Origin of the sequence: Pantoea sp. B270 (genome assembly GCF_018726825.1) — a bacterium.
GTDB lineage: Bacteria > Pseudomonadota > Gammaproteobacteria > Enterobacterales > Enterobacteriaceae > Pantoea > Pantoea dispersa.
This window is the reverse complement of the sequence record NZ_JAHCSX010000001.1, coordinates 2,962,496-2,986,539: the sequence shown is the minus strand read 5'-3', so window position 1 is coordinate 2,986,539 and position 24,044 is coordinate 2,962,496. Positions and strand designations below refer to the sequence as shown.

Annotated in this window: 23 protein-coding genes; 6 read left to right on the top strand and 17 right to left on the bottom strand. The window is 56.2% G+C overall.

The window, feature by feature from the left end:
- Window positions 1–311: 311 nt before the first annotated feature.
- Complete coding sequence (locus KOL70_RS14200) at window positions 312–707, top strand: transposase (RefSeq protein ID WP_031279757.1); 396 nt, start codon at window positions 312–314, stop codon at window positions 705–707.
- 909 nt (window positions 708–1,616) lie between these two features.
- On the opposite strand, the gene KOL70_RS14195 is transcribed toward KOL70_RS14200, so the two are convergent.
- Both KOL70_RS14195 and KOL70_RS14190 read right to left on the bottom strand, forming a co-directional pair.
- Window positions 1,617–2,570, bottom strand: a complete 954-nt coding sequence (locus KOL70_RS14195) for a DMT family transporter (protein ID WP_104187848.1) — start codon at window positions 2,568–2,570, stop codon at window positions 1,617–1,619.
- Window positions 2,571–2,642: 72 nt separating this feature from the next.
- The gene (locus tag KOL70_RS14190; protein WP_058757554.1) at window positions 2,643–3,473 is read right to left on the bottom strand and encodes an AraC family transcriptional regulator; all 831 of its coding nucleotides are present in this window, start codon (window positions 3,471–3,473) and stop codon (window positions 2,643–2,645) included.
- A gap of 126 nt (window positions 3,474–3,599) precedes the next feature.
- Here KOL70_RS14190 and KOL70_RS14185 point away from each other — a divergent pair, with 126 nt between their 5' ends.
- On the top strand, window positions 3,600–4,127 hold the full coding sequence (locus tag KOL70_RS14185; RefSeq protein WP_104187846.1) for an isochorismatase family protein: 528 nt from the start codon (window positions 3,600–3,602) through the stop codon (window positions 4,125–4,127).
- A 106-nt stretch (window positions 4,128–4,233) separates the two neighbouring features.
- Here KOL70_RS14185 and ssb1 read toward each other — a convergent pair whose 3' ends face one another.
- On the bottom strand, window positions 4,234–4,776 hold the full coding sequence (ssb1, locus tag KOL70_RS14180) for a single-stranded DNA-binding protein SSB1 (protein WP_021507842.1): 543 nt from the start codon (window positions 4,774–4,776) through the stop codon (window positions 4,234–4,236).
- A gap of 221 nt (window positions 4,777–4,997) precedes the next feature.
- On the opposite strand from ssb1, the gene uvrA reads away from it, so the two are divergent.
- The gene (gene uvrA / locus KOL70_RS14175; protein ID WP_021507843.1) at window positions 4,998–7,826 is read left to right on the top strand and encodes an excinuclease ABC subunit UvrA; all 2,829 of its coding nucleotides are present in this window, start codon (window positions 4,998–5,000) and stop codon (window positions 7,824–7,826) included.
- A gap of 273 nt (window positions 7,827–8,099) precedes the next feature.
- Window positions 8,100–9,164 carry an NAD(P)-dependent alcohol dehydrogenase gene (locus KOL70_RS14170; RefSeq protein WP_058757558.1) on the top strand — a complete coding sequence of 355 codons (1,065 nt, stop codon included), beginning with the start codon at window positions 8,100–8,102 and terminating at the stop codon, window positions 9,162–9,164.
- Here the strand turns inward: KOL70_RS14170 and KOL70_RS14165 are convergent, their stop codons facing one another.
- The 7 genes from KOL70_RS14165 to dnaB form a co-directional block, all read right to left on the bottom strand.
- Complete coding sequence (locus KOL70_RS14165; RefSeq protein WP_104093912.1) at window positions 9,165–9,521, bottom strand: MmcQ/YjbR family DNA-binding protein; 357 nt, start codon at window positions 9,519–9,521, stop codon at window positions 9,165–9,167.
- A gap of 3 nt (window positions 9,522–9,524) precedes the next feature.
- Window positions 9,525–9,941: a secondary thiamine-phosphate synthase enzyme YjbQ gene (locus KOL70_RS14160; protein ID WP_215480800.1), complete on the bottom strand. Its 417-nt coding sequence runs from the start codon at window positions 9,939–9,941 to the stop codon at window positions 9,525–9,527.
- Between the two features lie 106 nt (window positions 9,942–10,047).
- Window positions 10,048–11,535: a catalase gene (locus KOL70_RS14155; RefSeq protein ID WP_371824665.1), complete on the bottom strand. Its 1,488-nt coding sequence runs from the start codon at window positions 11,533–11,535 to the stop codon at window positions 10,048–10,050.
- Window positions 11,536–11,851: 316 nt separating this feature from the next.
- Complete coding sequence (locus KOL70_RS14150; RefSeq protein WP_104094033.1) at window positions 11,852–13,045, bottom strand: amino acid aminotransferase; 1,194 nt, start codon at window positions 13,043–13,045, stop codon at window positions 11,852–11,854.
- Between the two features lie 45 nt (window positions 13,046–13,090).
- A complete protein-coding gene (locus KOL70_RS14145) occupies window positions 13,091–13,705 on the bottom strand; it encodes a YitT family protein (protein WP_104093909.1) in 615 nt (204 codons plus the stop codon).
- 228 nt (window positions 13,706–13,933) lie between these two features.
- Window positions 13,934–14,425, bottom strand: a complete 492-nt coding sequence (locus KOL70_RS14140; protein WP_058757562.1) for an Lrp/AsnC family transcriptional regulator — start codon at window positions 14,423–14,425, stop codon at window positions 13,934–13,936.
- A gap of 128 nt (window positions 14,426–14,553) precedes the next feature.
- Window positions 14,554–15,960, bottom strand: coding sequence for a replicative DNA helicase (dnaB, locus tag KOL70_RS14135; RefSeq protein WP_021507851.1), 1,407 nt, complete (start codon window positions 15,958–15,960; stop codon window positions 14,554–14,556).
- A gap of 73 nt (window positions 15,961–16,033) precedes the next feature.
- On the opposite strand from dnaB, the gene KOL70_RS14130 reads away from it, so the two are divergent.
- Window positions 16,034–17,017: a quinone oxidoreductase gene (locus KOL70_RS14130; RefSeq protein ID WP_058757563.1), complete on the top strand. Its 984-nt coding sequence runs from the start codon at window positions 16,034–16,036 to the stop codon at window positions 17,015–17,017.
- Between the two features lie 191 nt (window positions 17,018–17,208).
- Here KOL70_RS14130 and pspG read toward each other — a convergent pair whose 3' ends face one another.
- The 3 genes from pspG to traF all read right to left on the bottom strand — a co-directional run bounded on the left by pspG (window position 17,209) and on the right by traF (window position 20,018).
- Window positions 17,209–17,475, bottom strand: a complete 267-nt coding sequence (gene pspG / locus KOL70_RS14125; protein WP_058770016.1) for an envelope stress response protein PspG — start codon at window positions 17,473–17,475, stop codon at window positions 17,209–17,211.
- Between the two features lie 209 nt (window positions 17,476–17,684).
- Window positions 17,685–18,680 carry a tRNA dihydrouridine(20/20a) synthase DusA gene (gene dusA, locus KOL70_RS14120; protein ID WP_215480798.1) on the bottom strand — a complete coding sequence of 332 codons (996 nt, stop codon included), beginning with the start codon at window positions 18,678–18,680 and terminating at the stop codon, window positions 17,685–17,687.
- A 90-nt stretch (window positions 18,681–18,770) separates the two neighbouring features.
- On the bottom strand, window positions 18,771–20,018 hold the full coding sequence (gene traF / locus KOL70_RS14115) for a conjugal transfer protein TraF (protein WP_088515724.1): 1,248 nt from the start codon (window positions 20,016–20,018) through the stop codon (window positions 18,771–18,773).
- 448 nt (window positions 20,019–20,466) lie between these two features.
- On the opposite strand from traF, the gene zur reads away from it, so the two are divergent.
- The gene (zur, locus tag KOL70_RS14110) at window positions 20,467–20,988 is read left to right on the top strand and encodes a zinc uptake transcriptional repressor Zur (RefSeq protein ID WP_088515725.1); all 522 of its coding nucleotides are present in this window, start codon (window positions 20,467–20,469) and stop codon (window positions 20,986–20,988) included.
- 70 nt (window positions 20,989–21,058) lie between these two features.
- On the opposite strand, the gene KOL70_RS14105 is transcribed toward zur, so the two are convergent.
- From KOL70_RS14105 to KOL70_RS14090, 4 genes are all read right to left on the bottom strand, one after another.
- Window positions 21,059–21,271, bottom strand: a complete 213-nt coding sequence (locus KOL70_RS14105) for a CsbD family protein (RefSeq protein ID WP_021507857.1) — start codon at window positions 21,269–21,271, stop codon at window positions 21,059–21,061.
- Between the two features lie 159 nt (window positions 21,272–21,430).
- Window positions 21,431–22,756 (bottom strand): MATE family efflux transporter DinF, encoded by a 1,326-nt coding sequence (dinF, locus tag KOL70_RS14100; RefSeq protein ID WP_104094032.1) that lies wholly within the window; start codon window positions 22,754–22,756, stop codon window positions 21,431–21,433.
- Window positions 22,757–22,884: 128 nt separating this feature from the next.
- Window positions 22,885–23,499, bottom strand: a complete 615-nt coding sequence (gene lexA, locus KOL70_RS14095) for a transcriptional repressor LexA (RefSeq protein ID WP_031279762.1) — start codon at window positions 23,497–23,499, stop codon at window positions 22,885–22,887.
- Between the two features lie 105 nt (window positions 23,500–23,604).
- Window positions 23,605–23,973, bottom strand: coding sequence for a diacylglycerol kinase (locus KOL70_RS14090; RefSeq protein ID WP_058780895.1), 369 nt, complete (start codon window positions 23,971–23,973; stop codon window positions 23,605–23,607).
- Window positions 23,974–24,044: the final 71 nt, after the last annotated feature.

The following is a 24,044-nucleotide window of genomic DNA, read 5'->3' as shown; positions in this document are numbered from 1 at the left end:
TCAGGACAAAAGTTCACAGGCATATCCTGAGTTTTTTGCAAGCAGGCTATGCCGAATTTCCAATGATTGTCGTATTTTTCTGCATTTGGGATGGAATGAATCTATATCAAAAACCCAGCACCAGGAAGGCGTTCAATGGCATTCAGAATAAAATAAGATTTATCCCATGATGATATTTATTCTAAATAACTTAATTTAACCCTCGCAATTCTAATCGCGCACTTTAATACTGCATTAATACCGTTTTTGCAGTACCAGATATTAATACAGTAATTCTCATCCATTAATTGATAAGAAAGGTAAGAGCATTTATGAGAAAGTCACGATATAGCGAAGAGCAAATCACAAATGCCATTAAAGCTTCTGAAACGGGAGTGAAAGTCAGGGAGATTTGTGAGGAGCTGGGCATTTCCGAGGCCACCTTCTATAGTTGGAAGAAGAAGTTCTCCGGGCTTTCTTCAGAGGAGGGTCGAAAAATCAAGGAGTTGGAGGATAAACTGCAGAACCTTACGCGCGAGCTGCAGACCCTGAGCTCCGACAAGGAGATGCTGCAAAGCGTGCTGAAAAACTTCTTCACTACGAATGAAAAGCGTCAGGCGGTCAACTTCCTGCAAACCACTTTCGACATCGGTACCCGTCGCAGCTGTCGTTTACTGGATATTAGCCGTAGCGTTTATCATTACCCTTCCGGTTCCGATAATCGCTAATACCATTGAGGCCGATGTTATATGACTTAATGCTGAGATTTGTTCTTACCAGAAGAGATGAAGATCATTAAATTCGGCATTCTCTACATAACAATTCGAACCACTTTTTCCTGATGAATGCCATCACGGAATCACTTCCTTTTTTGCGGTAAAATTGATTCACACCAGCAAAAGCCTCGCGTTTCAAGCCATTTAGACTTAGCCCAATCTCATTTTGGTGAGATTGGTGCTTAGTCTATTACTTCACGATTACTAATAATCAGGCCTGATCACAGACAATTCTGTTAAGCGTTAATGAACAACACGGTGTAACCGCTCACACATTGGCTCAGTTTTAAACTGGATCTGGCCGCTGCGTTTATGATCGCTTTGGCGATCAGCGCTAGTCGGCTAACTCTTAAACCACACCAGGAATACTCCGGTTCAAAAACGTTATGATGTTTAAACTATAAAGCCGAAAAACGGTTATCCATGGTAAATACTGCGCTTAAATCCATCGTCATCTTTAATCTTTTTTTCTGGCAGCTATTGGGAATCATTCTTAACAATGCCGGTAACGCTTAAGGCTAAGGTGGCTTCTCACGCTGGAATTTCAGTGCCACAGCCGGGTAAAAATCCGACTGGCGAAGAGTTTTTCACGCGCTAAACCGGCGAATTGTTGCCCGATATGCGCTTTTTTTATCCCTCCGGAACGCTAAAAGGCAGCGAGAGTCAGCCTTTTACCGTGCTGACAGCAGGGAGTTTTATAGCGGAAGAGAATGAAAACCGGGCGGCCGTAGCGCTGGTCGGTTATATAGCATGCGCGTGCCGGCCAGCATCAGGTCACTGAGGCGGAATTATCGGCTGGTCAAATTCCTAAAATATCAGGGGAAAGCGCTGCTGAGTGGATGACTCAGCAGCGAGGCAGAGTTAAGAAAGTGCGGTCAGCCGCTGCGGTTTAATGCGCATGGCATAGATCACGCCAACAATCAGACAGCCGATACCGATGCTGGTGAGCAGCGGTGGCCAGCTCTGGCGGTAAATAAAGGTCCACAGCAGGCCAGAGAGCGTTTCGAATACGATGAGCGGCCCCATCACTACCGTTGGCAAACGCTGACTGGCGGCATTCCAGCACAGCGCCGCCAGCCATGAGCAGAACAAACCAATCGCCAGCATCAGCCAGATAAAGCGCGCCGGCTGCGGGCCGAACGGTAAAGCGAAATCGGGCTGCTGCCAGTGAATCTGCAGGCTCACCAGCCCATAAAACACCAGCGCCAGCGGCAATGTCACCAGTCCCTGCGCGGTGGCCCAGCTCGACGGTTTGTGCTGAGGATGTTCGCGCAGCCAGCGCGCATTGCGCAACGGATACCAGGTCCAGCACACCACTGCCAGCACCGCCAGCAGCAGGCCACTCAGGTAGCCCCAGAGATCAAATGCCGGCCCCTGCCCGTGCAGTTCCGCCGCGTTAACGCAGCCTAGACCGGCAGCAATGATGACCAGCGCGGGCATCAGCCGGCGCCATGGCAGGCGCCCTTCGAGATGGCCGTAACAGAGGTTAGCGGTGACGGTGATCACCACCGGCAGCGTGCCGATGATCATGGTGGAGACCGGTGCGCCGGTGCGCTGAATCGCGCTGGCGAGGCAGGCGTAATAGAGCAGATTGCCCACCAGCGACAGCTTCACCGCCTCCGTCCAGTCCGGGCGCGTCAGCTGTTTTAGCCGGCGCCGGCTGAGCCACGCCAGCGGCAGCACCACCAGACCAAAGGCAACATAGCGACCCGCCGATTGCAACGTGCCCGGATAATCGGGTATCAGCAGCGGCCCGACAAAAATCATGCCCCACATCAGCCCCGCCGCGAGGGCAAACACTATTCCTGCAAACATACACCTTTCCTTTATCTTTAATCCGCCACAGTGTGGCGCAGGAAAAGGTGAAAGGCTTGTAGCAGATTGCGGTTAACGTCCGCTGAACACCTGCTTTTGATAGCGTCCCGGCGTGATGCCGTAGCGATGGGCAAACGCCCGCGTCAGATGCGCCTGGTCGGTGAGGCCAACCGCCGCCGCCACACTGGCGGCGCTCTCGCCCTGCGCCAGCCGCTGTTTGGCTTCGAACAGGCGGAAGGCCATCAGCATTTGATGGGGAGTGACGTGAAAGTGTTGTTTGAAACTGCGCAGAAAATGCCACGGCGACAGCGATACCAGCGCCGCCAGCTCCTCCAGCCGCACCGGCTCTGCCAGGTTATCGCGCAGCCAGGCTTTTACCACATCAAACCGGTGGGCGCCTTCGCGCGGCCGCGCGACGCCCTGCTGCGCCAGCGGACGCAGCCATTCCAGCAGATCCAGCAGCGCGCCCTGCCGCTCCAGCGCACTTTGCGCCTGCCACATCTGTGCCAGCGCGTGGGAGAAAGGTTGCGCCAGGCGCGCATCGGTGCGCAGCGCATCACTGAACCACCAGTTGCGATCGCCGGTCAGCCGATCCATCTCCGCCGGATCGATATAGATCATGCGATAACGCCAGCCTTCGGCGCAGGCCGATTCACCGGTGTGCAGTTCATCGGGATTCATCATCACCAGCGAATGCACCGGCGCGACATAATTGGTGCCGCGGTAGCGAAAGCGCTGCGCGCCGGATTCAATGGTGCCAATCCCGAAGGCTTCGTGGGTATGGGGCTCAAAAGCGTAGCGGGAGATGTGCGCCTGATAAAGCTCAATGCCCGGCAGCTCAGCAAAGTGCTGAAACTGCGCACGATCCTGCTCACAGGGAAAGACTTCGGGAACCACCGTCACCACACACCTCCATACGCTATCAGGCAGTAAGCATGCGCGGCGCGCACAAAAAAAGCAAAGCCCAATCGCTTTACGCGCCTACCCCTTCAGCGCGACACTGGGGCCTGACCTATAAAGGAGGCGACAATGGCACAACGGGTGGTAATGGTAGTGGATATGCAAAATGGCGTGCTGGCAACGCCGCGTTACGACCGCGCCGGACGCTGCGCGCGCATTAATCAGCTGATGGCCGCCGCCGATCAGGTCATTTTTATTCAGCATAGCGGGCCGGATTTAGCCGTTGACTCCGCAGACTGGCACATAGTCGCCGAATTGGAACAACCCGCCGACGCGCTTTACATCACCAAAACCGCCTGCGACAGCTTCTGGCAAACCGGGCTCGCGGCGCAGCTTGAACAGCATCAGATTGAAAGCTTTGTCATTTGCGGCTGCGCCACCGATTATTGTGTCGATACCACCATCAAAGTCGGGGCCAGCCTTGGCTATCACATCACCGTGGCGGCCGACGCGCACACCACCGCCGATCGCACTTATGTGTCGGCGCAGCAGCTCATTAATCAGCACAACGAGGTGTGGGCGGATTTGATCATGCCGGGCAATCCGGTGCGGGTTAAAACCACGGAAGAATTACTGCGGGAGTGGCGCGCGCATTAACGTCGTTGTATGAACGTGCGGAGAGAAAAGTCTTGTTGGACAAGAGCTTTTGAAATGGAGCCCTCGCAGAAGCGAGGGCTGGATAACGCGGTGATCGGTACGCCAATCAGAACGGGATATCGTCGTCGAAATCCATTGGTGGTTCGTTGTTCGCCGGTGCGCTCTGCTGCTGTGGACGCTGCTGCGCGCCGCCGCTGAACTGGTTGCCCCCACCCTGTGGCTGCTGCGGCTGGCCCCAGCCGTTATTGTTGCCGCCGCCCTGGCCGCCCATCGGTGCGCCACCGCCGTTGCCGCCCTGCTGACGGCCGCCCAGCATCTGCATGGTGCCGCCCACGTTCACCACCACTTCGGTGGTGTATTTATCCTGACCGCTCTGGTCCTGCCATTTACGGGTGCGCAGCTGGCCTTCAATGTAGACCTGCGAACCTTTACGCAGATATTCGCCGGCGACTTCAGCCAGCTTGCCGAACAGCACGACGCGGTGCCACTCGGTGATCTCTTTGTTTTCACCGGTTTGCTTGTCGCGCCAGCTCTCTGACGTGGCCAGCGTAATGTTGGCTACCGCGCCACCATTCGGCATGTAGCGCACTTCCGGATCCTGACCCAGATTCCCGACAAGAATCACTTTGTTTACGCCACGACTGGCCATGTTGCTGTCTCCCGATGAGTTGATGCTAAAAGTCTAAGCGAAAAATTGTATCACGTCACAATGACGCTTCCCACTTTCGAGCGGGATTCCAGTTTTTCGACCGTGACAGGATAGCAAAAACACTGGATATTTATTCAGTTTATTTTTTGTGCCATAATGATGCGTTTCTGCTGGTCGTGCTGGCAAGGCATGGCGAGCGTTGCCTAATCCGGGAAAGGTGAATGGATAAGATTGAAGTCCGCGGTGCTCGCACCCATAATTTGAAGAATATCAACCTGATCATCCCACGCGACAAGCTCATTGTAGTGACCGGTCTGTCGGGTTCCGGTAAGTCTTCGCTGGCGTTTGATACGCTGTATGCCGAAGGCCAGCGCCGCTATGTTGAATCGCTTTCTGCCTATGCGCGCCAGTTTCTTTCCTTAATGGAGAAACCGGACGTAGACCACATCGAGGGGCTGTCGCCTGCCATTTCCATTGAGCAGAAATCGACGTCGCACAACCCGCGCTCGACCGTCGGCACCATCACTGAAATTCATGACTACCTGCGTCTGCTGTTTGCCCGCGTGGGTGAGCCGCGCTGTCCGGATCATAACGTCACGCTGGCGGCACAAACCGTCAGCCAGATGGTCGATCAGGTCCTGGCGCAGGAAGAGGGTCGGCGCCTGATGCTGCTGGCGCCGGTGGTAAAAGATCGCAAAGGCGAGCACACCAAAACGCTGGAAAATCTGGCGGCGCAGGGCTACATCCGCGCACGTATTGATGGCGAAGTGTGCGATCTATCGGATCCACCCAAGCTGGAGCTGCAGAAGAAACACACCATTGAGGTGGTGATCGATCGTTTCCGCGTGCGTGACGATCTGGCGACGCGTCTGGCCGAATCCTTTGAAACGACGCTGGAACTGAGTGGCGGCACGGCGATCGTCGCGGATATGGACGATCCCGATACCGAAGAGATGCTGTTCTCGGCTAACTTTGCCTGCCCGGTATGCGGTTATAGCATGCGTGAGCTGGAGCCGCGCCTGTTCTCGTTCAATAACCCGGCCGGTGCCTGCCCGACCTGTGACGGCCTCGGCGTTCAGCAATATTTCGATCCCGATCGCGTGGTACAAAATCCGGAGCTGTCGCTGGCCGGTGGCGCCATTCGCGGCTGGGATCGCCGTAACTTCTACTATTTCCAGATGCTGCGCTCGCTGGCGGAACATCTGGATTTCGATGTTGAAGCGCCGTTCAATAGCCTGAGCGACAAAGCGCGCGAAGTGATTCTGTACGGCTCCGGCAAAGAGAACATTGAGTTCAAATATATCAACGATCGCGGCGATACCTCGGTGCGTCGTCATCCGTTCGAAGGCGTGCTGCATAACATGGAGCGCCGCTACAAAGAGACGGAATCCAACGCGGTGCGCGAAGAGCTGGCGAAGTTTATCAGCAACCGCGCCTGCGCCAGCTGCGAAGGGACGCGCCTGCGTCGTGAAGCGCGCCATGTGTTCGTGGAAGATACCAACCTGCCGACCATCTCGGATATGAGCATCGGCCACGCCATGGACTTCTTCCGCAATCTGAAGCTGAGCGGCCAGCGCGCCAAAATCGCCGAGAAAGTGCTGAAGGAAATTGGCGACCGTCTGAGCTTCCTGGTCAACGTCGGCCTGAATTATCTGTCGATGTCGCGTTCAGCGGAAACGCTGTCCGGCGGTGAAGCACAGCGTATTCGTCTGGCGAGCCAGATTGGTGCCGGTCTGGTTGGCGTCATGTACGTACTGGATGAACCGTCCATCGGTCTGCATCAGCGCGACAACGAGCGCCTGCTGTCGACGCTGATTCACCTGCGCGATCTCGGTAATACCGTGATCGTGGTTGAGCATGATGAAGACGCGATTCGCGCCGCTGACCATATTATTGATATCGGTCCGGGCGCTGGCGTGCACGGCGGCCAGGTGGTAGCCGAGGGCGATGTGCATGCCATCATGGCGCACGAAGATTCTCTCACCGGTCAGTTCCTCAGCGGCAAGCGTGAAATCGCGGTGCCGGCAGAGCGGGTGAAAGGCGATCCGTCCAAAGTACTGAAACTGAGCGGCGCGCGCGGTAATAACCTGAAGGATGTCACGCTGACGGTTCCGGTTGGGCTGTTTACCTGTATCACCGGCGTGTCCGGTTCCGGCAAATCAACGCTGATTAACGATACGCTGTTCCCGATTGCGCAGCGCCAGCTGAATGGTGCTACCAGCGGTGAAGCTGCGCCGTATCGCGAGATCGCCGGGCTGGAGCACTTCGATAAAGTGATCGACATCGATCAGAGCCCGATCGGCCGGACGCCGCGCTCAAACCCGGCCACCTACACCGGGATTTTTACCCCGGTGCGTGAACTGTTTGCCGGCGTGCCGGAAGCGCGTTCGCGCGGCTACAATCCGGGCCGCTTCAGCTTTAACGTGCGCGGCGGCCGCTGTGAAGCCTGTCAGGGCGACGGCGTAATCAAGGTCGAAATGCACTTCCTGCCGGACATTTATGTACCGTGCGATCAGTGCAAAGGCAAACGCTATAACCGCGAAACGCTGGAGATTAAATACAAAGGCAAGAGCATTCACGAAGTGCTGGAGATGACCATCGAAGAGGCGCGTGAGTTCTTTGATGCGGTACCTGCACTGGCGCGTAAGCTGCAGACGCTGATTGATGTCGGCCTGTCGTATATTCGTCTTGGCCAGTCGGCAACCACGCTGTCCGGCGGTGAAGCGCAGCGCGTTAAGCTGGCGCGTGAGCTGTCGAAGCGCGGTACCGGTCAGACGCTGTACATTCTTGATGAACCGACCACCGGCCTGCATTTTGCCGACATCCAGCAGCTGCTGGAAGTACTGCATCAGCTGCGCGATCAGGGCAATACCATCGTGGTGATTGAGCACAACCTTGACGTGATCAAAACCGCTGACTGGATTGTCGATCTCGGTCCGGAAGGCGGCAGCGGCGGTGGTGAAATCCTGGTGGCCGGTACGCCGGAAACCGTTGCACAGTGCGAAAAATCGCATACTGCACGCTTCCTCAAGCCGATGCTGAAAAAGTAGGTTTAACGCGCCGCACCCGCTGTTGCGGCGCGTTTTTTCTGATCTCGCCACGGCTCACCGCTCCGGTTACTCGCCAGCCGGTGCCATTGTCTGAATGCCTTAGCAAATGCAGAAACAGGCAAGAAACAGACAACTTCAGGCATATACGCATCGCGTCCCGCTGACTATTCTTACTGCGTTCCTTTTTGGCGCCGCTGACGCGCCTCTGTCCTTCAGTGTCATCACTGAACGGACCCCTCGCAAATACTCACGACACATCTGACTGGAGACACCATGAATATTACGCATGCCTATGCCGCACAGGACGCGAAAGCCAAACTCGCCCCGTTCGATTATAAGCCGCGCGAACTGCGCGCTCATGATGTGCAGATTGAAGTGTTGTACTGTGGCGTCTGCCACTCGGACCTGCACCAGGCGCGCAACGAATGGCGCAACACCGTATTCCCGGTGGTGCCAGGCCATGAAATCGTGGGTCGCGTCACCGCCGTTGGCGCGCACACGCACAAATATAAAGTGGGCGATTTAGTCGGCGTCGGCTGTATGGTCGACTCCTGCCGCAGCTGCCCAAGCTGTCAGGAAGGACTCGAGCAGTACTGTGAAAACGGCTTTGTTGGCACTTACAACGGCCAGGATCGTGAAACCGGCGCCATCACCTACGGCGGCTACTCCACCAGCATGGTGGTTGATGAAAGCTTTGTGCTGCGCGTACCGGAAAACCTCGATCTGGCGGGCGTTGCGCCGCTGCTGTGCGCCGGTATCACCACCTATTCCCCGCTGCGTCACTGGAATGTCGGTCCCGGCAAAAAAGTCGGTATCGTTGGTCTGGGCGGCCTCGGCCATATGGGCGTGAAGATCGCGCATGCGATGGGCGCGCACGTGGTGCTGTTCACTACCTCACCGTCAAAAATTGAAGATGGCAAACGCCTCGGCGCTGACGAAGTGGTGATTTCGAAAGAGGCTGACCAGATGGCGCAGCACGCCAACAGCTTCGACTTCATCTTAAATACCGTCGCCGCGCAGCACGATCTCAACCCGTTTATCGCCCTGCTGAAGCGCGACGGCAACATGACGCTGGTCGGCGCGCCGGAGCACGATCACCCGGCACCGCAGGTGTTTAACCTGATCCTCAAGCGTCGCAGCATTGCCGGTTCACTGATTGGCGGTATCGCCGAAACCCAGGAGATGCTGGATTTCTGCGGCAAGCACGGTATCACTTCGGATATCGAGCTGATCGCCATGAACCAAATCAACGACGCCTACGAGCGCATGCTGAAAAGCGACGTGAAGTATCGCTTCGTGATTGATATCAACACTCTGCGTGAAGAGTCTGCGGCTTAATCAGCGCATCTCATCATCATGGCTGACGCCCGCCGCGCGCGTGGCGTCAGCCTGTTGCCATGACGCATCAACCAGATAGTAAATCTGCGAATCCTTCAGCGATCCATCCAGCCACAGCGTGCTCCAGTGCGACTTATTGAGATGTTCACTGGGAAACACATCGTGGTGTTCATCGCGCAACAACTCCGCCAGCGCGGGCGAGGTTTTCAGCGACAACGCCGGCCGCCCTTCAACGTCATGCACCATGGCAAACAGCACGCCATCGCTTTTCACCTGGGTTGCGTCCCACTCATCTTTATAACTTTGTGAAGCGCCCGGTTTGCTCATGCAGTAGGTCAGTAAATCCGACGTGTTCATGTTTTATTCCCCTTGTAAGGTGGCGACGATGCGCCGCGCGCCGCCGTGTACCCGATGTTCGCCCAGCCAGATCCCCTGCCAGGTGCCGAGCAGCAGTTTGCCGCGGCTGACCGGGATCAGCAGCGATACGCCAAGCAGTGACGATTTGATGTGCGCCGGCATATCGTCAGCGCCTTCATAGTCGTGCTGGTAGGGCGCATCCTCTGGAACGCACCGCAGAAAGTGCTGCTCCATGTCGCTGCGTACCGTAGGATCGCAATTTTCATTAAGCGTCAGCGACGCTGAGGTGTGCTGCAACAGCAGATGCAGCTGGCCGATGCGCAGGTCCGTTAAGCCATTAAGCTGGCCGACAATCTCGTCGGTGATCAGATGAAAGCCGCGCGCCTTCGCGCTCAGCGTGAGAGTTTGTTGCTGCCACATGCCACATTCCTGGGTTAAACCGTTTACTTAAGTGTGCAGCATGTCGGCGAAAGGTAAACCCTTCAGCGGGAAAAAGCGGCAGAGCGCTTGCTCTGCCGCCGGCGCATCAGTCGCTCAGCTTGTCAGCCAGCGCTTTTACCGTGGTGATATCGTCCTGCGTTACCGCCGCCAGACGCGTGCCGTACTCGCTATCGGCCTTATAAAAGAACGAGAGCATCGCCAGCCGGCTTTGCGCGTCGGCGCTTTTCAGCGCGCCACCGAGAGAGGTGATCAGATCGCCCCGCTCTTTCGCGTTAAAGGAACGATACAGCTCCCCTGCCTGGCGGAAATTCTGCGGTTTGGCGATCATCGCCTGCTGCGTACTGCCGCTAAGCGGCGTATGGCTGTAACGCGCGTTTTGCAGCTCTTCACGCGGATAGATGCGGCTTGGCTGGTAATTAACACCCTTGTCATCGGCGTTACCGCTGTCCATCAGGCCATCCTGATTGCCGTTGCTGACCGGTACGCGCGGCGCGTTGACCGGCAGGCTAAGGCCATTCGCGCCCACGCGGTACAGCTGGGTATCAGCATAGGAGAACAGGCGGCCCTGCAGCAGGCGATCTTCAGACGGCTCAATGCCCGGCACCAGATTGGACGGCGCCATCGCCACCTGCTCGGTTTGCTGGAAGAAGTTGTCGACGTTGCGATTCAGCACCATCTGCCCGACTTTCACCTCGGGCACGTTCGGCCAGATTTTGGTGGAGTCGAGCGGATTGAAATCGAACTTATCCACTTCGCTGGCTTTAATGGTCTGAATGTAAAGATCCCACTTCGGAAACGCTTTGCGGTTAATCGCCGCCACCAGATCTTCTGTCATGTGGCTGTAGCTGCGCCCCTGGATCGCTGCCGATTCAGCCGGATCGAGGTTGCGTTCGCCCTGTAACGTTTTCCAGTGAAACTTCACGTAGTGCACTTCGCCTTTGCTGTTCACAAATTTGTAGGCGTGCACGCTGTTACCGTCCATTTCCCGATAGGTTGCCGGCGTGCCCATGTTGGAGAACAGCATGGTGAGCGCGTGCGTGGCTTCCGGTACGTGGGAGAAGAAATCGAAGGTGCGCGCATCGTTATCGAGGTTAGTGCGCGGATCCGGTTTAAACGCGTGCACCATATCAGGGAACTTGATCGCATCGCGGATGAAGAACACCGGCAGGTTGTTGCCCACCAGATCCCAGTTGCCCTGGCTGGTATAGAATTTGGTGGCAAAACCACGCGGGTCGCGCAGCGTTTCCGGCGAATGCTTGCTGTGCACCACGCTGGAGAAGCGCACAAAGACCGGCGTCACCGTTCCCGGTTTAAACACCTCAGCGATAGTCAGATCGCTGATATCTTTGCTGGCGCGAAATTCACCGTGCGCGCCGGTGCCACGTGCGTGCACCACACGTTCCGGAATACGTTCACGATCAAAGCGTTGCAGCTTTTGAATCAGCTGCACGTCCTGTAACAGCACCGGGCCATTGGCGCCGGCAGTTTGTGAATTCTGGTTATCGCCGACCGGCGCGCCGTTATCACGCGTCAGCTCAACGGCCGCAGCAGGCAGTGCGAGCGCCAGCGTCATGGCAATGCAGAGGGGTTTCAGTGCGGAAGGGAAATAGCTCATGGGCGGTTCCTTATTGTGATTGGCGAGCGCTCTGGCAGTGCGCCAAAGCGCGCCGGCAAAAAATAGCGCCCTCACTAACAGGAACACACAAGACCCGTCCCGATTACCCGGGGTTAAGGTGTTATAGCCATGCGGAATGCGGCCGCCAGCCAACATGGTTGGCAAAGAGAAGCGTGGAAAAGCGGGGTGCGGCGAAGGTACAGCGGGAACAGACAATGCGTGGATGACTGAAACGGGTGCCTGCCAGCCGCGCGGCTGACAGGCATCGCGTCAATTACATTACGGCAGCAAACGCCTCAGCTACCTGATTGACGTTGCGGCTGTTGAGACCGGCGACACACATGCGGCCGCTGGCGATCAGGTACACACCGAACTCTTCGCGCAGGCGGTCCACCTGCTGTGCGCTCAGGCCGGTATAGCTGAACATGCCGCGCTGCTTCAGCAGATAATCAAAGTTTTTGCCGGGCAGTTTACTGTTCAGCACATTGACCAGCACCTGGCGCATTTCGATGATGCGCAGGCGCATCGCTTCCACTTCCGCCAGCCAGTTGTTCAGCAGCGCTTCGTCGTTCAGCACGCAGGAAACCACCTGAGCACCGAAGTTCGGCGGGCTGGAGTAGTTGCGACGCACGGTCGCTTTCAGCTGACCCAGCACGCGTGCCGACTCTTCTGCGCTGTCGCAGACAATTGACAGGCCGCCAACGCGCTCACCGTACAGCGAGAAGATTTTCGAGAAGGAGTTGCTCACCAGCGCCGGCAGGCCCGCCGCGGCAATCACGCGAATCGCGTAAGCGTCCTCTTCCATGCCGGCACCAAAGCCCTGGTAGGCGATATCGAGGAACGGAATCAGCTCCTGCGCTTTCAGGACCTCAACGGTTTGATCCCACTGCGCGTTGGTCAGATCCGCACCGGTCGGGTTGTGGCAGCACGGATGCAGCAACACGATGGATTGCTTCGGCAGCGTTTTCAGTTTGGTGATGAAGGCATCGAACTTCACGCCGTTGGTGGCGTCGTCGTACCATGGGTAGGTGTTAACGTTAAAACCGGCACCGTTAAAGATCGCCACATGGTTTTCCCATGTCGGATCGCTGACCCATACGCTGGCGTCCGGGAAGTAACGCTTCAGGAAATCTGCGCCCACTTTCAGCGCGCCGGATCCGCCCAGCGTCTGGATGGAAGCAATGCGCCCCGCCTGCAGCATCGGGTGCTCTTTACCAAACAACAGCGGCGCAATGGCGTTACGATACGGACCCAGCCCTTCCATTGGCAGATAGAGCGAAGCCTGATGTGGCTGCGCCTGCAAACGCTCTTCCGCGGCGGCCACCGCCTGCAGCTGAGGAATGATGCCGGCTTCGTTGTAATAGAGGCCGATGCTCAGATTCACCTTGTGGTCACGCGGGTCCTGTTTGAAGGTTTCCATCAGCGACAGAATCGGATCGCCAGCATAGGCATCAACGTTTTGAAACACGGTGCAGATCTCCATGATTATTCATAAATGTGTGGGTCGACGTCATCAAACAAAATAGCGGCCGGGACGGTGATTCATGGCGATGATGAGATTGAGCATCACCGCGCCGGCGATGGAGGCCAGCAGCATCGGCAGCGATACCACAAAAAGCGAGGCCAGTACCACACAGGTATCCAGCGCCATTTGCAGTTTGCCGGCGCGCAGACCAGAGCGATCCTGCAGCCAGAGCGCCAGAATATTGATACCACCGAGGCTGGCTTTGTGACGAAACAACACTATAAACCCAATCCCCATCACCACGTTACCGAACAATGTCGCATAAAACGGATTTAGCGCAGAAAAATGGATAAACAGCGGGTGCAAATGGGTGAACAGCGATACCAGCCCCACCGCACAGAAGGTTTTCAGGGTAAATTCCCAGCCCATGCGACGAATGGCCAGCCAGTAAAACGGCAGGTTAATCAGAAAGAAGGCGCTGCCGAACGAGAGCGGCGACAGGTAGCTGATGAGAAAAGCCACGCCCGCCGTACCGCCGGTCAGCGCGCCCGCCTGTTTCAGCAAAATGACGCCAAACGACACCATCAGCGTGCCAAGCACGATAGCCAGCGCATCTTCTGTACGGGTGTGGGGAATGCGGGAAGATTGTACAGCGTTATCCATGGCGCGATCTCTTTGCAAATGATGGCGTTCATTTGCAAAAAACGCACCACATCGGCGGCTTCCTGTCGCCGCCGATGGGTGCCAGCGATTATCCAATTGATAACTAAGGCGCTTTATTGCAGGTTTATGTGCATCAATCTGCCGTAAAATAATCGATTCATGCACAAATTCGGTTTCTGGTGCGCGCTTTGCGCGAAAAACGGCACAAATCTGCACCACACTGGCACATCATGCACTCTTTTGGCGCACTTTGTGCTCGGGGATCATCATCAAGCCGTTCTCTTTTAAACGGTTGAGTACCACCGAGGTTTTCACATGCGCCACGCTTTGATGGCCAGCGACGAGCTGACTGATCAGCGCGCTCAGCGCCGCTAAATCGGCCACCGCGACTTTTAACAGATAGTCGGCGTCACCAGTGGTTTTGAACGCGTCGACAATCGCCGCTTCCTGCTCCACCATGCGGTGAAAACTCTCTTCGTAATCGGGCGTGTGATTTTTCAGTCGCACCTCGATCAAGCCGACCATGCCCAGCCCTACCGCGTCCGGCGAGAGCCGCGCGTGATAGCCAAGAATAAGATTTGCCTGTTCGAGATTAATGCGCCGGCGTGAACATTGCGACGCCGAAAGTCCGACTAAATCACTGAGTTCCTGGTTGGTAAGGCGGCCGTTAGATTGTAGTAGTGTCAGTATCTTAAGGTCGTAATCGTCTACCTGAGTCATTCTGTGTCCACAGCGTTATAGGATTCGCTTTGCTACAGATAACCTGATAATTGACGAGGTTGTCCAACACTATTTTCTGATGACGTGAAATGCATGCACAAATCGTGCATGCAACTGTGGAAGCGCGATTATTCGTCGTCGTATTGCGGTCCGGCGTAGTTATCAAAGCGTGACCACTGGCCGTTGAACGTCAGACGTACTGTGCCGATCGGACCGTTACGCTGTTTACCAATGATGATCTCGGCGATGCCTTTCAGATCGCTGTTTTCGTGATATACCTCGTCACGATAGATGAACATGATCAGGTCCGCATCCTGCTCGATCGAGCCCGATTCACGCAGATCCGAGTTAACCGGACGCTTATCGGCGCGCTGCTCCAGCGAGCGGTTAAGCTGCGACAGCGCCACCACCGGTACATTAAGCTCTTTCGCCAGCGCTTTAAGCGAGCGTGAGATCTCGGCAATCTCCAGCGTACGGTTGTCGGAGAGCGCCGGTACGCGCATCAGCTGCAGGTAGTCGATCATGATCATGCTCAGGCCGCCGTTTTCACGGAACACGCGGCGCGCGCGTGAACGCACTTCGGTAGGCGTCAGGCCGGACGAGTCATCAATGAACATGTTCTTCTTTTCTAACAGGATGCCCATGGTGGCCGAGATGCGCGCCCAGTCTTCATCCTCCAGCTGACCGGTACGGATACGCGTCTGATCAACGCGCGACAGCGAGGCCAGCATACGCATCATCAGCTGTTCGCTGGGCATCTCGAGACTGAAAATCAGCACCGGTTTGTCTGTCAGCATGGCGGCGTTTTCACACAGGTTCATGGCGAAAGTGGTTTTACCCATCGACGGACGCGCCGCGACAATGATCAGATCTGAACCCTGCAGACCGGCGGTTTTCTTGTTGAGATCCTGATAGCCGGTATCGACGCCGGTCACGCCATCGTGCGGCGTTGACACCAGCGCTTCAATGCGCGATACCGTCGCTTCGAGGATCTGTTCGATATTTTGCGGGCCTTCATCCTTATTGGCGCGCTGTTCGGCAATTTTAAAGACGTTGGATTCAGCGAAATCCAGCAGCTCTTCGCTGCTGCGGCCCTGCGGATCGTAACCGGCATCAGCGATCTGGTTAGCCACCGAAATCATCTCACGCACCACCGCACGTTCACGCACGATGTCGGCATAAGCACCGAGGTTTGCCGCACTTGGGGTATTTTTTGCCAGCTCGGCCAGATAGGCAAAGCCGCCCGCCATCTCCAGCTCACCGCGCGTTTCCAGCGACTCTGACAGGGTGATCAGATCAATGGGCTGACCGGCTTCCAGCAGGCGCTGCATTTCAGAGAAAATCATGCGGTGCGAGCGGTTGAAGAAGTCTTCCGCGACCACGCGCTCGGAGACGTTATCCCAGCGTTCGTTATCCAGCATCAACCCACCGAGCACCGACTGCTCCGCTTCGAGAGAGTGCGGCGGCATTTTCACGCCTTCGAGCTGCCGATCGCGGGGTTCGTTCGATTTGTTGGTGGGTTTATTTCCTGCCATAGTGAATGCATTACCGATCGTGAAAGGGACGCGCAAGTATACCGTCCCAGGATGAACAATCACAGGAGTCAGAATGGCAAAGCGAATTCAGTTCAACCAGCACGGCGGCCCGGAAGTATTGCAATGGGTCGATTTCACACCAGCCGATCCCACCGACCATGAAGTTCAGGTGGAGAACAAGGCGATTGGTATTAACTACATCGATACCTACGTGCGCAGCGGATTGTATCCGGTCTCCTCGCTGCCGTCCGGCCTCGGCACTGAAGCGGCAGGCATCGTGAAAAAAGTGGGCAGCGCGGTTTCGCGTTTCAAGCCGGGCGATCGCGTGGTGTATTGCCAGGCCGCGCTGGGTGCCTACAGCGAGCTGCACAATGTGGCGGAAGATCGGCTGGTGATTCTGCCGGACAGCATCAGCTTTGAGCAGGCTGCGGCCTCTTTCCTCAAGGGCCTGACGGTGCAGTATCTGCTGCGTCAGACGTACAAAGTAAAAGCCGATGAAATTTTCCTGTTTCATGCCGCCGCGGGCGGCGTGGGCCTGATTGCCTGCCAGTGGGCGAAAGCGCTGGGCGCGCATTTGATTGGCACCGTCGGTTCTGCGGAGAAAGCGCAGATCGCCAAAGATGCCGGCGCCTGGGCCACCATCAATTATCGCGAAGAGGATATCGCCCAGCGCGTCAGCGAACTGACCAACGGTGAAAAAGTGGCGGTAGTCTACGACTCAGTGGGCAAAGATACCTGGGAACCCTCCCTCGACAGCCTGCGCCGCCACGGCCTGATGGTGAGCTTTGGTAATGCCTCCGGCCCGGTGACCGGCGTTGACCTCGGCATTCTCAACAAGAAAGGCTCGCTGTTTGTCACCCGCCCTTCCCTGTTTGGCTATATCACCAACCGTGAAGAGCTCGATCGCGCCAGCGGCGAACTGTTTTCGCTTATCGCCAGCCGCGCTATTCAGCTTAACGTGCCGGAGCAGCAGAAATTTGCCCTGAGCGATGCGGTACGTGCGCATCAGGTGCTGGAGAGTCGTGCCACTCAGGGTTCCAGCCTGTTAATTCCCTGATAGCAGAAATGATGAAGGGCTTCCCGAAGGAAGCCCTTTTCTTTCTTTTTTATAGTTCGCGCTGGTGTAGGGACAGCGGCGATGAATTCGTCTGAATTTCTTTACCTATCCTGACAGAAAACATAAGTAAAAAATATGTTTAATTGCGAATTCGTACTAAGCAATCACCAACTCTGTGATCGTAACCGCATTTAGCGCCAGCTTCTCTTCTCTAAGTCGCTGATTTTCCTTTTCAGCCGGTTAAGTTTCACCTCTCCCTGCGGTGTGGTAAATGCGCGATACAGCCACACGGCGACCACCGCCAGCACCAGCCACGGCAACAATTTTATAACAAGCGCAAACAGCCCGCCGAGAAACATCACCACGGTGGCCACCAGCAGCGCGGCGATCACGCCCAGCAGCGATACGCCTGTCAGCAGCAGCATCATAAAAAAGCCGATAACGAATAATATTTCCACGAGCGCTCTCCTGTATCAGTAATGCAGAAGGTATTACAAGATACGTGCCAGGTCGTAACGAGCGCTAAGCCATTGAATTATCGCTTAGATGCAGGACAGAGGGGACGTTGATTTGGTGAAATTGACTAACTGCTGGTGAATTAAAAACCGCACGACGAAACCGTGCGGTTTAAACCGTCCTGCCAGCCTGACCAGGCCGGCTCGCGGGATCAGGCTTCCTGCACGATGCGGTCGGCCACCAGCGCCAGCGCCGCTTCCAGCACGCGGACGTCGGCGCCCGGTTTGTGGGCATTTTCGCTCAGGTGACGGCGCCACTGGCGCGCGCCGGGGATGCCCTGGAACAGGCCCAGCATGTGGCGCGTAATGTGTCCCAGATAGGTGCCCTGTGCCAGTTCGGCTTCGATGTAAGGGTACATGGAACGCACCACGGCGACCGGCTCGGCCACTGGTGTCTCGCGGCCAAACAGCTGGCGATCAACCTGCGCCAGAATGCCGGGATTTTGATAGGCCTCGCGCCCCATCATCACGCCGTCCAGGTGCTGCAGATGCGCTTTGGCCTCATCGAGCGTCTTAACGCCGCCGTTAATGGCTATGGTCAGCGCCGGGAAATCCCGCTTCAGCTGATACACGCGCGGATAATCGAGCGGTGGAATTTCACGGTTCTCTTTCGGGCTGAGGCCCGATAGCCACGCTTTACGCGCATGAATAATGAACGTATCACAACCGCCCTGCTGCGCCACGGTGCCGACAAAATCGCACAGGAAGGCGTAGCTATCCTGGTCGTCAATACCGATGCGGGTTTTCACCGTGACCGGAATGCTGACCACATCGCGCATCGCTTTGATACAGTCCGCGACCAGTGCCGTCTCACCCATCAGGCACGCGCCAAAACGGCCATTCTGTACCCGATCGGACGGACAACCGACGTTCAGGTTGATCTCATCGTATCCGCGCGCTTCAGCCAGCTTTGCACAGGTTGCCAGCGCGGCCGGATCGCTACCGCCCAGCTGCAGCGCCAGCGGATGCTCCGCCTCGCTATAGGCCAGATAGTCGCCTTTGCCGTGGATGATGGCGCCGGTGGTCACCATTTCGGTGTACAGCAGCGTGTCGCCGCTCAGCTGACGGTGAAAATAGCGACAGTGACGGTCGGTCCAGTCCAGCATCGGGGCGATGGAGAAACGTTGCGAAGAGAATGTATCGGTCATGAAACGCAGTAAATCCGCAGTTAAGTGATGAGAAACTGCGCAATGATATCACAGCTGTGACGGGCGACACAGCCGCCCGTCACCGTGTGGTCAGAAGTTAAACCCGAGCTGCACCATGGCGCCCCAGGTATTGTCTTTGCCGACCGAACCGGCCAGGTCCAGATGCACCGCGTTGTTGAACGGCGACACGCCGAGACCGGCCGTAAACACATCGGTGTCATTCGACTTCATATCCGCGCGATAGCCGGCACGCAGCGCCAGCCAGTCCAGCACGCGATATTCACCACCCACGCCAGCGTACTGACTGCTCTCCTGCGATTTAAAACGTTTGGTTTCCGTCAGATCGACATCGCCAGTCAGGGTAAAGGGTCCGCGATTCCACGCCAGTCCGGTAGTTACCAGCGGGCGAATCTGATACGTATCGCGATAGCCGTTAACCTCTTTGGTGTCGATATCGCGCGATACCAGGTTCTGCCCGGTCACGCCGAAGGTCCAGTTCTCCGCGAAGTCGGTAGCGATACCGGCATCGACGTTGAAACCGGTATCGGTGCTGCGATAGCGGCTGTCGTTAATATCATTCTTGTCGTAGTTATAAACGCTGGCGGTGTAGTTATACAGCCAGGTTTTCTGCAGCTTTGGCGTGACGCCAACGGAGACCGGGTGACCGGCGATGGTGAACTCGTGCGCCATTGCGACGCCGTAATCGGTGATCAGGGCAGCCAGGCCGTTGGCACTGGAGCGCAGATTATTTTGGTCGCCCGGCAAGGGAATGCGGCCATTTGCGACCTGATCCAGATAATCGATATCGCTCTGTACCACGTTAGCGCGGATGTGCGCCGTGCCGTAGGCTTTAGTGATGAAGGCGAAAGGAAGGGTCTCGTTGGGAATGCTGACGGCTAACGCCACGCCTGCGGTGCCATTTGCTTTATCACCGCGCAGATCGCGCAGCTGATTAGCCATATCACCTGCCGCCGCTCTGACCTGAGGCGCGCCATTGATGATCTCCGGCAGCGTGATGTTGTTGATCACGTCACGATAGCGGTCCACCGTATCAGTAATTTCGTCTACGCGATCCACTAATTTGTCTTTGTCAGTAATCTGCACACCGGCTGAAGGAAAAATGATGCTGACGTTATCTTCAGGCTGCGCTTTGGTCATCAATGCCGGGTTAGCCAGCACTGCCGAGCTCCAGGTTGAGGAAGCGACACCGGTTCCCCCCATGGCATCGTTACGCGCATCGTACCAGGTGCCAGCAGCAAATGCTGATGTGGTAACAAATACCGCATTAAAACCAACAACATAAGCAATTTTCTTGCGTCTGAATAATGTCTTCACCATGAGTCTGCCATCACCTTTTAATTGTCGTGGACTGTCTCTACGACGGAATAGTTTATTAGCCCTATTCTGAACGCTGGCTAACGCTTTATTGCTGTGAATTGAAAGGAATTAGCATTGCTATTCGCAGAATTGGTCACGCCCGCACCATTCTGCTGTTGTTTTATGCAGAAATATGAACGTCAGCTAAATTGATGCCAGAAATTACTTAAAACCTTTTGAACCATAGCCACTAAGTCAGTGAGTTGCAAAGCAAAAAGATGGGTTAACCTGTGAGAAAAAACTCAGGAAGGAAAAGCATGGCTTAACAGAAGGAAGTACCAGGACGCAACGCGGCAGATAAGTGGCTGAAAGCCAGACATTTCCTGGATGATATAAGGTAAAAAAGCAATGGCAGCAGCGTAAAAGTTTGTGTGATAAAATAACATCACCCATCACCTGGAGAATGCTTATGCCAAACCTCACGCCCGAACAACTGCTCACGCAGGCTGAATCTTTGTGCCTTGACCGTGGCGTGCGCCTCACTACGCAGCGCGCAGAAGTGCTGCGCCTGATGGCGGAGCAGAACGGTTCCATTAGCGCTTACGATTTGCTGGACCAGCTGCGCATCAGTGAACCCCAGGCGAAACCACCGACTATTTATCGCGCGCTGGATTTCCTGCTGGAGCAGGGATTTATTCATCGGGTGGAGTCAAATAACAGTTATGTGGTGTGCCACCATTTCGACGAGCCGGCGCACACATCGGTGATGCTGGTGTGCGACAACTGTGCCGCCGTCAGTGAGAAGCACGCGCACGGCGTGGAAAAGATCATTGCCGGGTTGGCCGATCAGGCAGGTTTTACCTTACGTCATAGCGTTATTGAGGCGCACGGCCTGTGTGAAAACTGTGCCGAAGTGGCGGCCTGCACGCAGCCGGGTAGCTGTCAGCACGATCATGAAGTGGAAAGTAAGAAGAAGGTGCGTAAAGGGTAACTGGCACCTCCGTGTGCCAGGCCGATCGTAACGATCAGCGGGTAGGAGCATCATCCTTAAAGCGGGAGACTTACCAGCGGTAATCTTTGTTTTGACTTTCCCAGTCTTTCAATTCACGTTCAGCTTCATCTTTGGCGTAACCGTAACGTTCCTGAATTTTACCCACCAGCTGATCGCGTTTCCCTTCGATCACGGTCAAATCGTCATCGGTTAACTTGCCCCATTTCTCTTTAAACTTCCCTTTAAACTGCTTCCAGTTTCCGCTCGCTTCGTCTTTGTTCATAACAATCCTCCACGTCTTCCTGAGTGAGATGGTGTATTTCTCATGTAATGCCGGAAATAACCATATAACGCGCTACTTATCTGCGCCGTTTGAGATAATTATAGTAGCCGCTTCGGATTGTGCACGGAATTACAGATTATTCTGACACCTGCGCTGCGCTTATGGCTGACTGAACCAGCTGTCACGCTGCCAGTGGCGGCGCCACATCCATCCCAGCGTCAGGCCACGCAGCGCCAGAAACACCGTGATCGCCAGCCATAAACCGTGATTCCCTAACCACGGCAGCGTTAGCAAAGTGATACCGAAACCGGCTGCTGCCATTATCATGCTGTTACGCATTTCGCGGCCGCGTGTCGCGCCGATGAACATGCCGTCCAGCAGATAACACCAGACGCCAACCAGCGGTAAAATTACCTGCCACAGCAGAAAGCGATCGGCCATCTCACGCAGCGGCTGCAGCGAGGTAAGCAGTGCAACAATGTGCGCGCCGCTAAGCGCATAAATAAGCGCAAACAGCAGCGCAACGATACCCGCCTGGCGACAGGCGGCATGCCAGATCAGCAGCAGCCGGCTGCGATCTTTTGCCCCTACCGCTTCACCCGAGCAGGCTTCCACCGCGTAAGCAAAGCCGTCCAGCGCATAGGCAGTAAACGTCAGGAACATCAACAGCACCGCATTGACCGCAACCACATCCGGTCCGATGCGTGCACCCATCAGGGTCAGCGAGGCGAAGCAGATCTGCAGCATGAGCGAGCGCAGCATGATGTCGCGATTAAGGCGAAATAACCGCGCCGCGTCACCGCGCCAGCTGTTTTTCAGCAGCTTGAAATCAATGCCGCGCAGTTTCAGCACGCGCGCCACCATCCATAATCCCACAGCCAGCGTCACGTATTCGGCCAGCGCTGTGGCGGCGGCAGCACCGGCAACGCCCCAGTGCAGTTTCAGCACCAGCAGCAGATCGAGCAGGATGTTGACCAGGTTTCCGACAATCAGCAGAACCATCGGCGCACGCGCATACTGCACGCCCAGCAGCCAGCCGAGAATCACCAGGTTAGCCAGCGTAGCTGGTGCGCTCAGCCAGCGGATTTCAATGAAGATCTGCGCCTGCTGCTGGACTTCCGCGCTGCCGCCCATCAGCGTTGCCGCCAGGCTACTGGCAGGAGAACGCAGCAGCGCCAGCAACAACCCGGCGGCGAGGGCGATCAGCAGCGGCTGCATCAGTGCGCGCGCCAGTGCCTGTTTATCGCCGGCCCCGAATGCCTGCGCGGTTAAACCGGTGGTGCTCATACGCAGAAACAGCAGCAGCATAAAGATGAAGCTGGTTGCCGTGGTGCCTACGGCCACGCCACCGAGGTAGATCGGGCTATCAAGATGGCCAATCACGGCGGTATCGACCACGCCGAGCAGCGGCACGGTGATATTGGAGAGGATCATTGGCAACGCCAGTCGCCACAGCGCTTTATCAGAAGAGGAAAATAGCTGCATCAGCCCCATCCCGAGGGTTACGGTAGTCGGCCTGAGCGAGCGCCTTACGGGCCGGGAACAAAAGTATGATTAAAGCAGACTGCGGCCAGCGCGCGTGCGCCGCCGCAGCGGGGGAGATCAACCGGGTTTCAGAGCCACTCGCCGTTGCGCACGATGCCTACGGCCAGCCCTTCCACGGTTAGCGACTGTTCACGGGTATCCACGACAATCGGCTGGAAATCATTGTTTTCCGGCAGCAGCTGCACAATCGCGCCCTGCTTCTTCCAGCGTTTCACCGTGACTTCATCATCAATACGCGCAACCACCACCTGGCCATTGCGCACTTCCTGCGTTTTATGCACCGCGAGCAGATCGCCGTCCATAATGCCGATATCTTTCATCGACATACCGCTGACGCGCAGCAGGAAATCGGCAGAGGGTTTGAACAGGTTGGCGTCGACCTGATAGTGGGCTTCGATATGTTCCTGTGCCAGCAGCGGTTCACCGGCGGCGACGCGACCGATCAGTGGCAGCCCTTCACTCGCCTCTTCTTCCATCAGCAGGCGGATACCGCGCGATGCACCGGAGACGATTTCAATGACACCTTTACGCGCCAGCGCTTTCAGGTGCTCTTCAGCAGCGTTAGGCGAGCGGAAGCCCAGTTGCGAAGCAATTTCAGCACGCGTTGGCGGCATGCCGGTCTGATTAATATGGTCGCGAATCAGGTCATAGACCTGTTGCTGCCTGCTGGTTAACGCTTTCATCCCGCCCCCTGGTTGTTTATACAGTCGCTGTGAGTATATACAGGTATTGGCGAAATGAAAACCGAAACAGAGGGAAAAATCAGCGGCTTGATGAATGTGGAATGTTTATCGCAAATGCGACCAAAGCAGCGCGATCCAGACAAACAGAGCCAGTAAGATAGCCAGCAGTACCGCCGCCGAGCCCATGTCTTTGGCGCGTCCCGCCAGCGGATGGCGTTCCTGACCAATACGGTCCACCACGGCTTCGATGGCACTATTAAGGATCTCAACAATGACTACCAGCACCACCGAGCCAATCAGCAACACACGCGTGATGATATCGACATCCAGCCAGCAGGCGATGGCAACCGCGACCAGTGCGGCAATCGCCTCCTGGCGAAAAGCGGCTTCATGCTGCCAGGCAGCGCGCAGCCCCTGCCAGGAATAACCGGCGGCTTTAATGATTCTCAGGAAACCGGTGACGTTATTTGCCATGTTGTGGAACCCTTAACTGTTTTTGACGTCAATGTCTGGGCGCGCGAGGTGGCACAGCCACAGATCTTCGC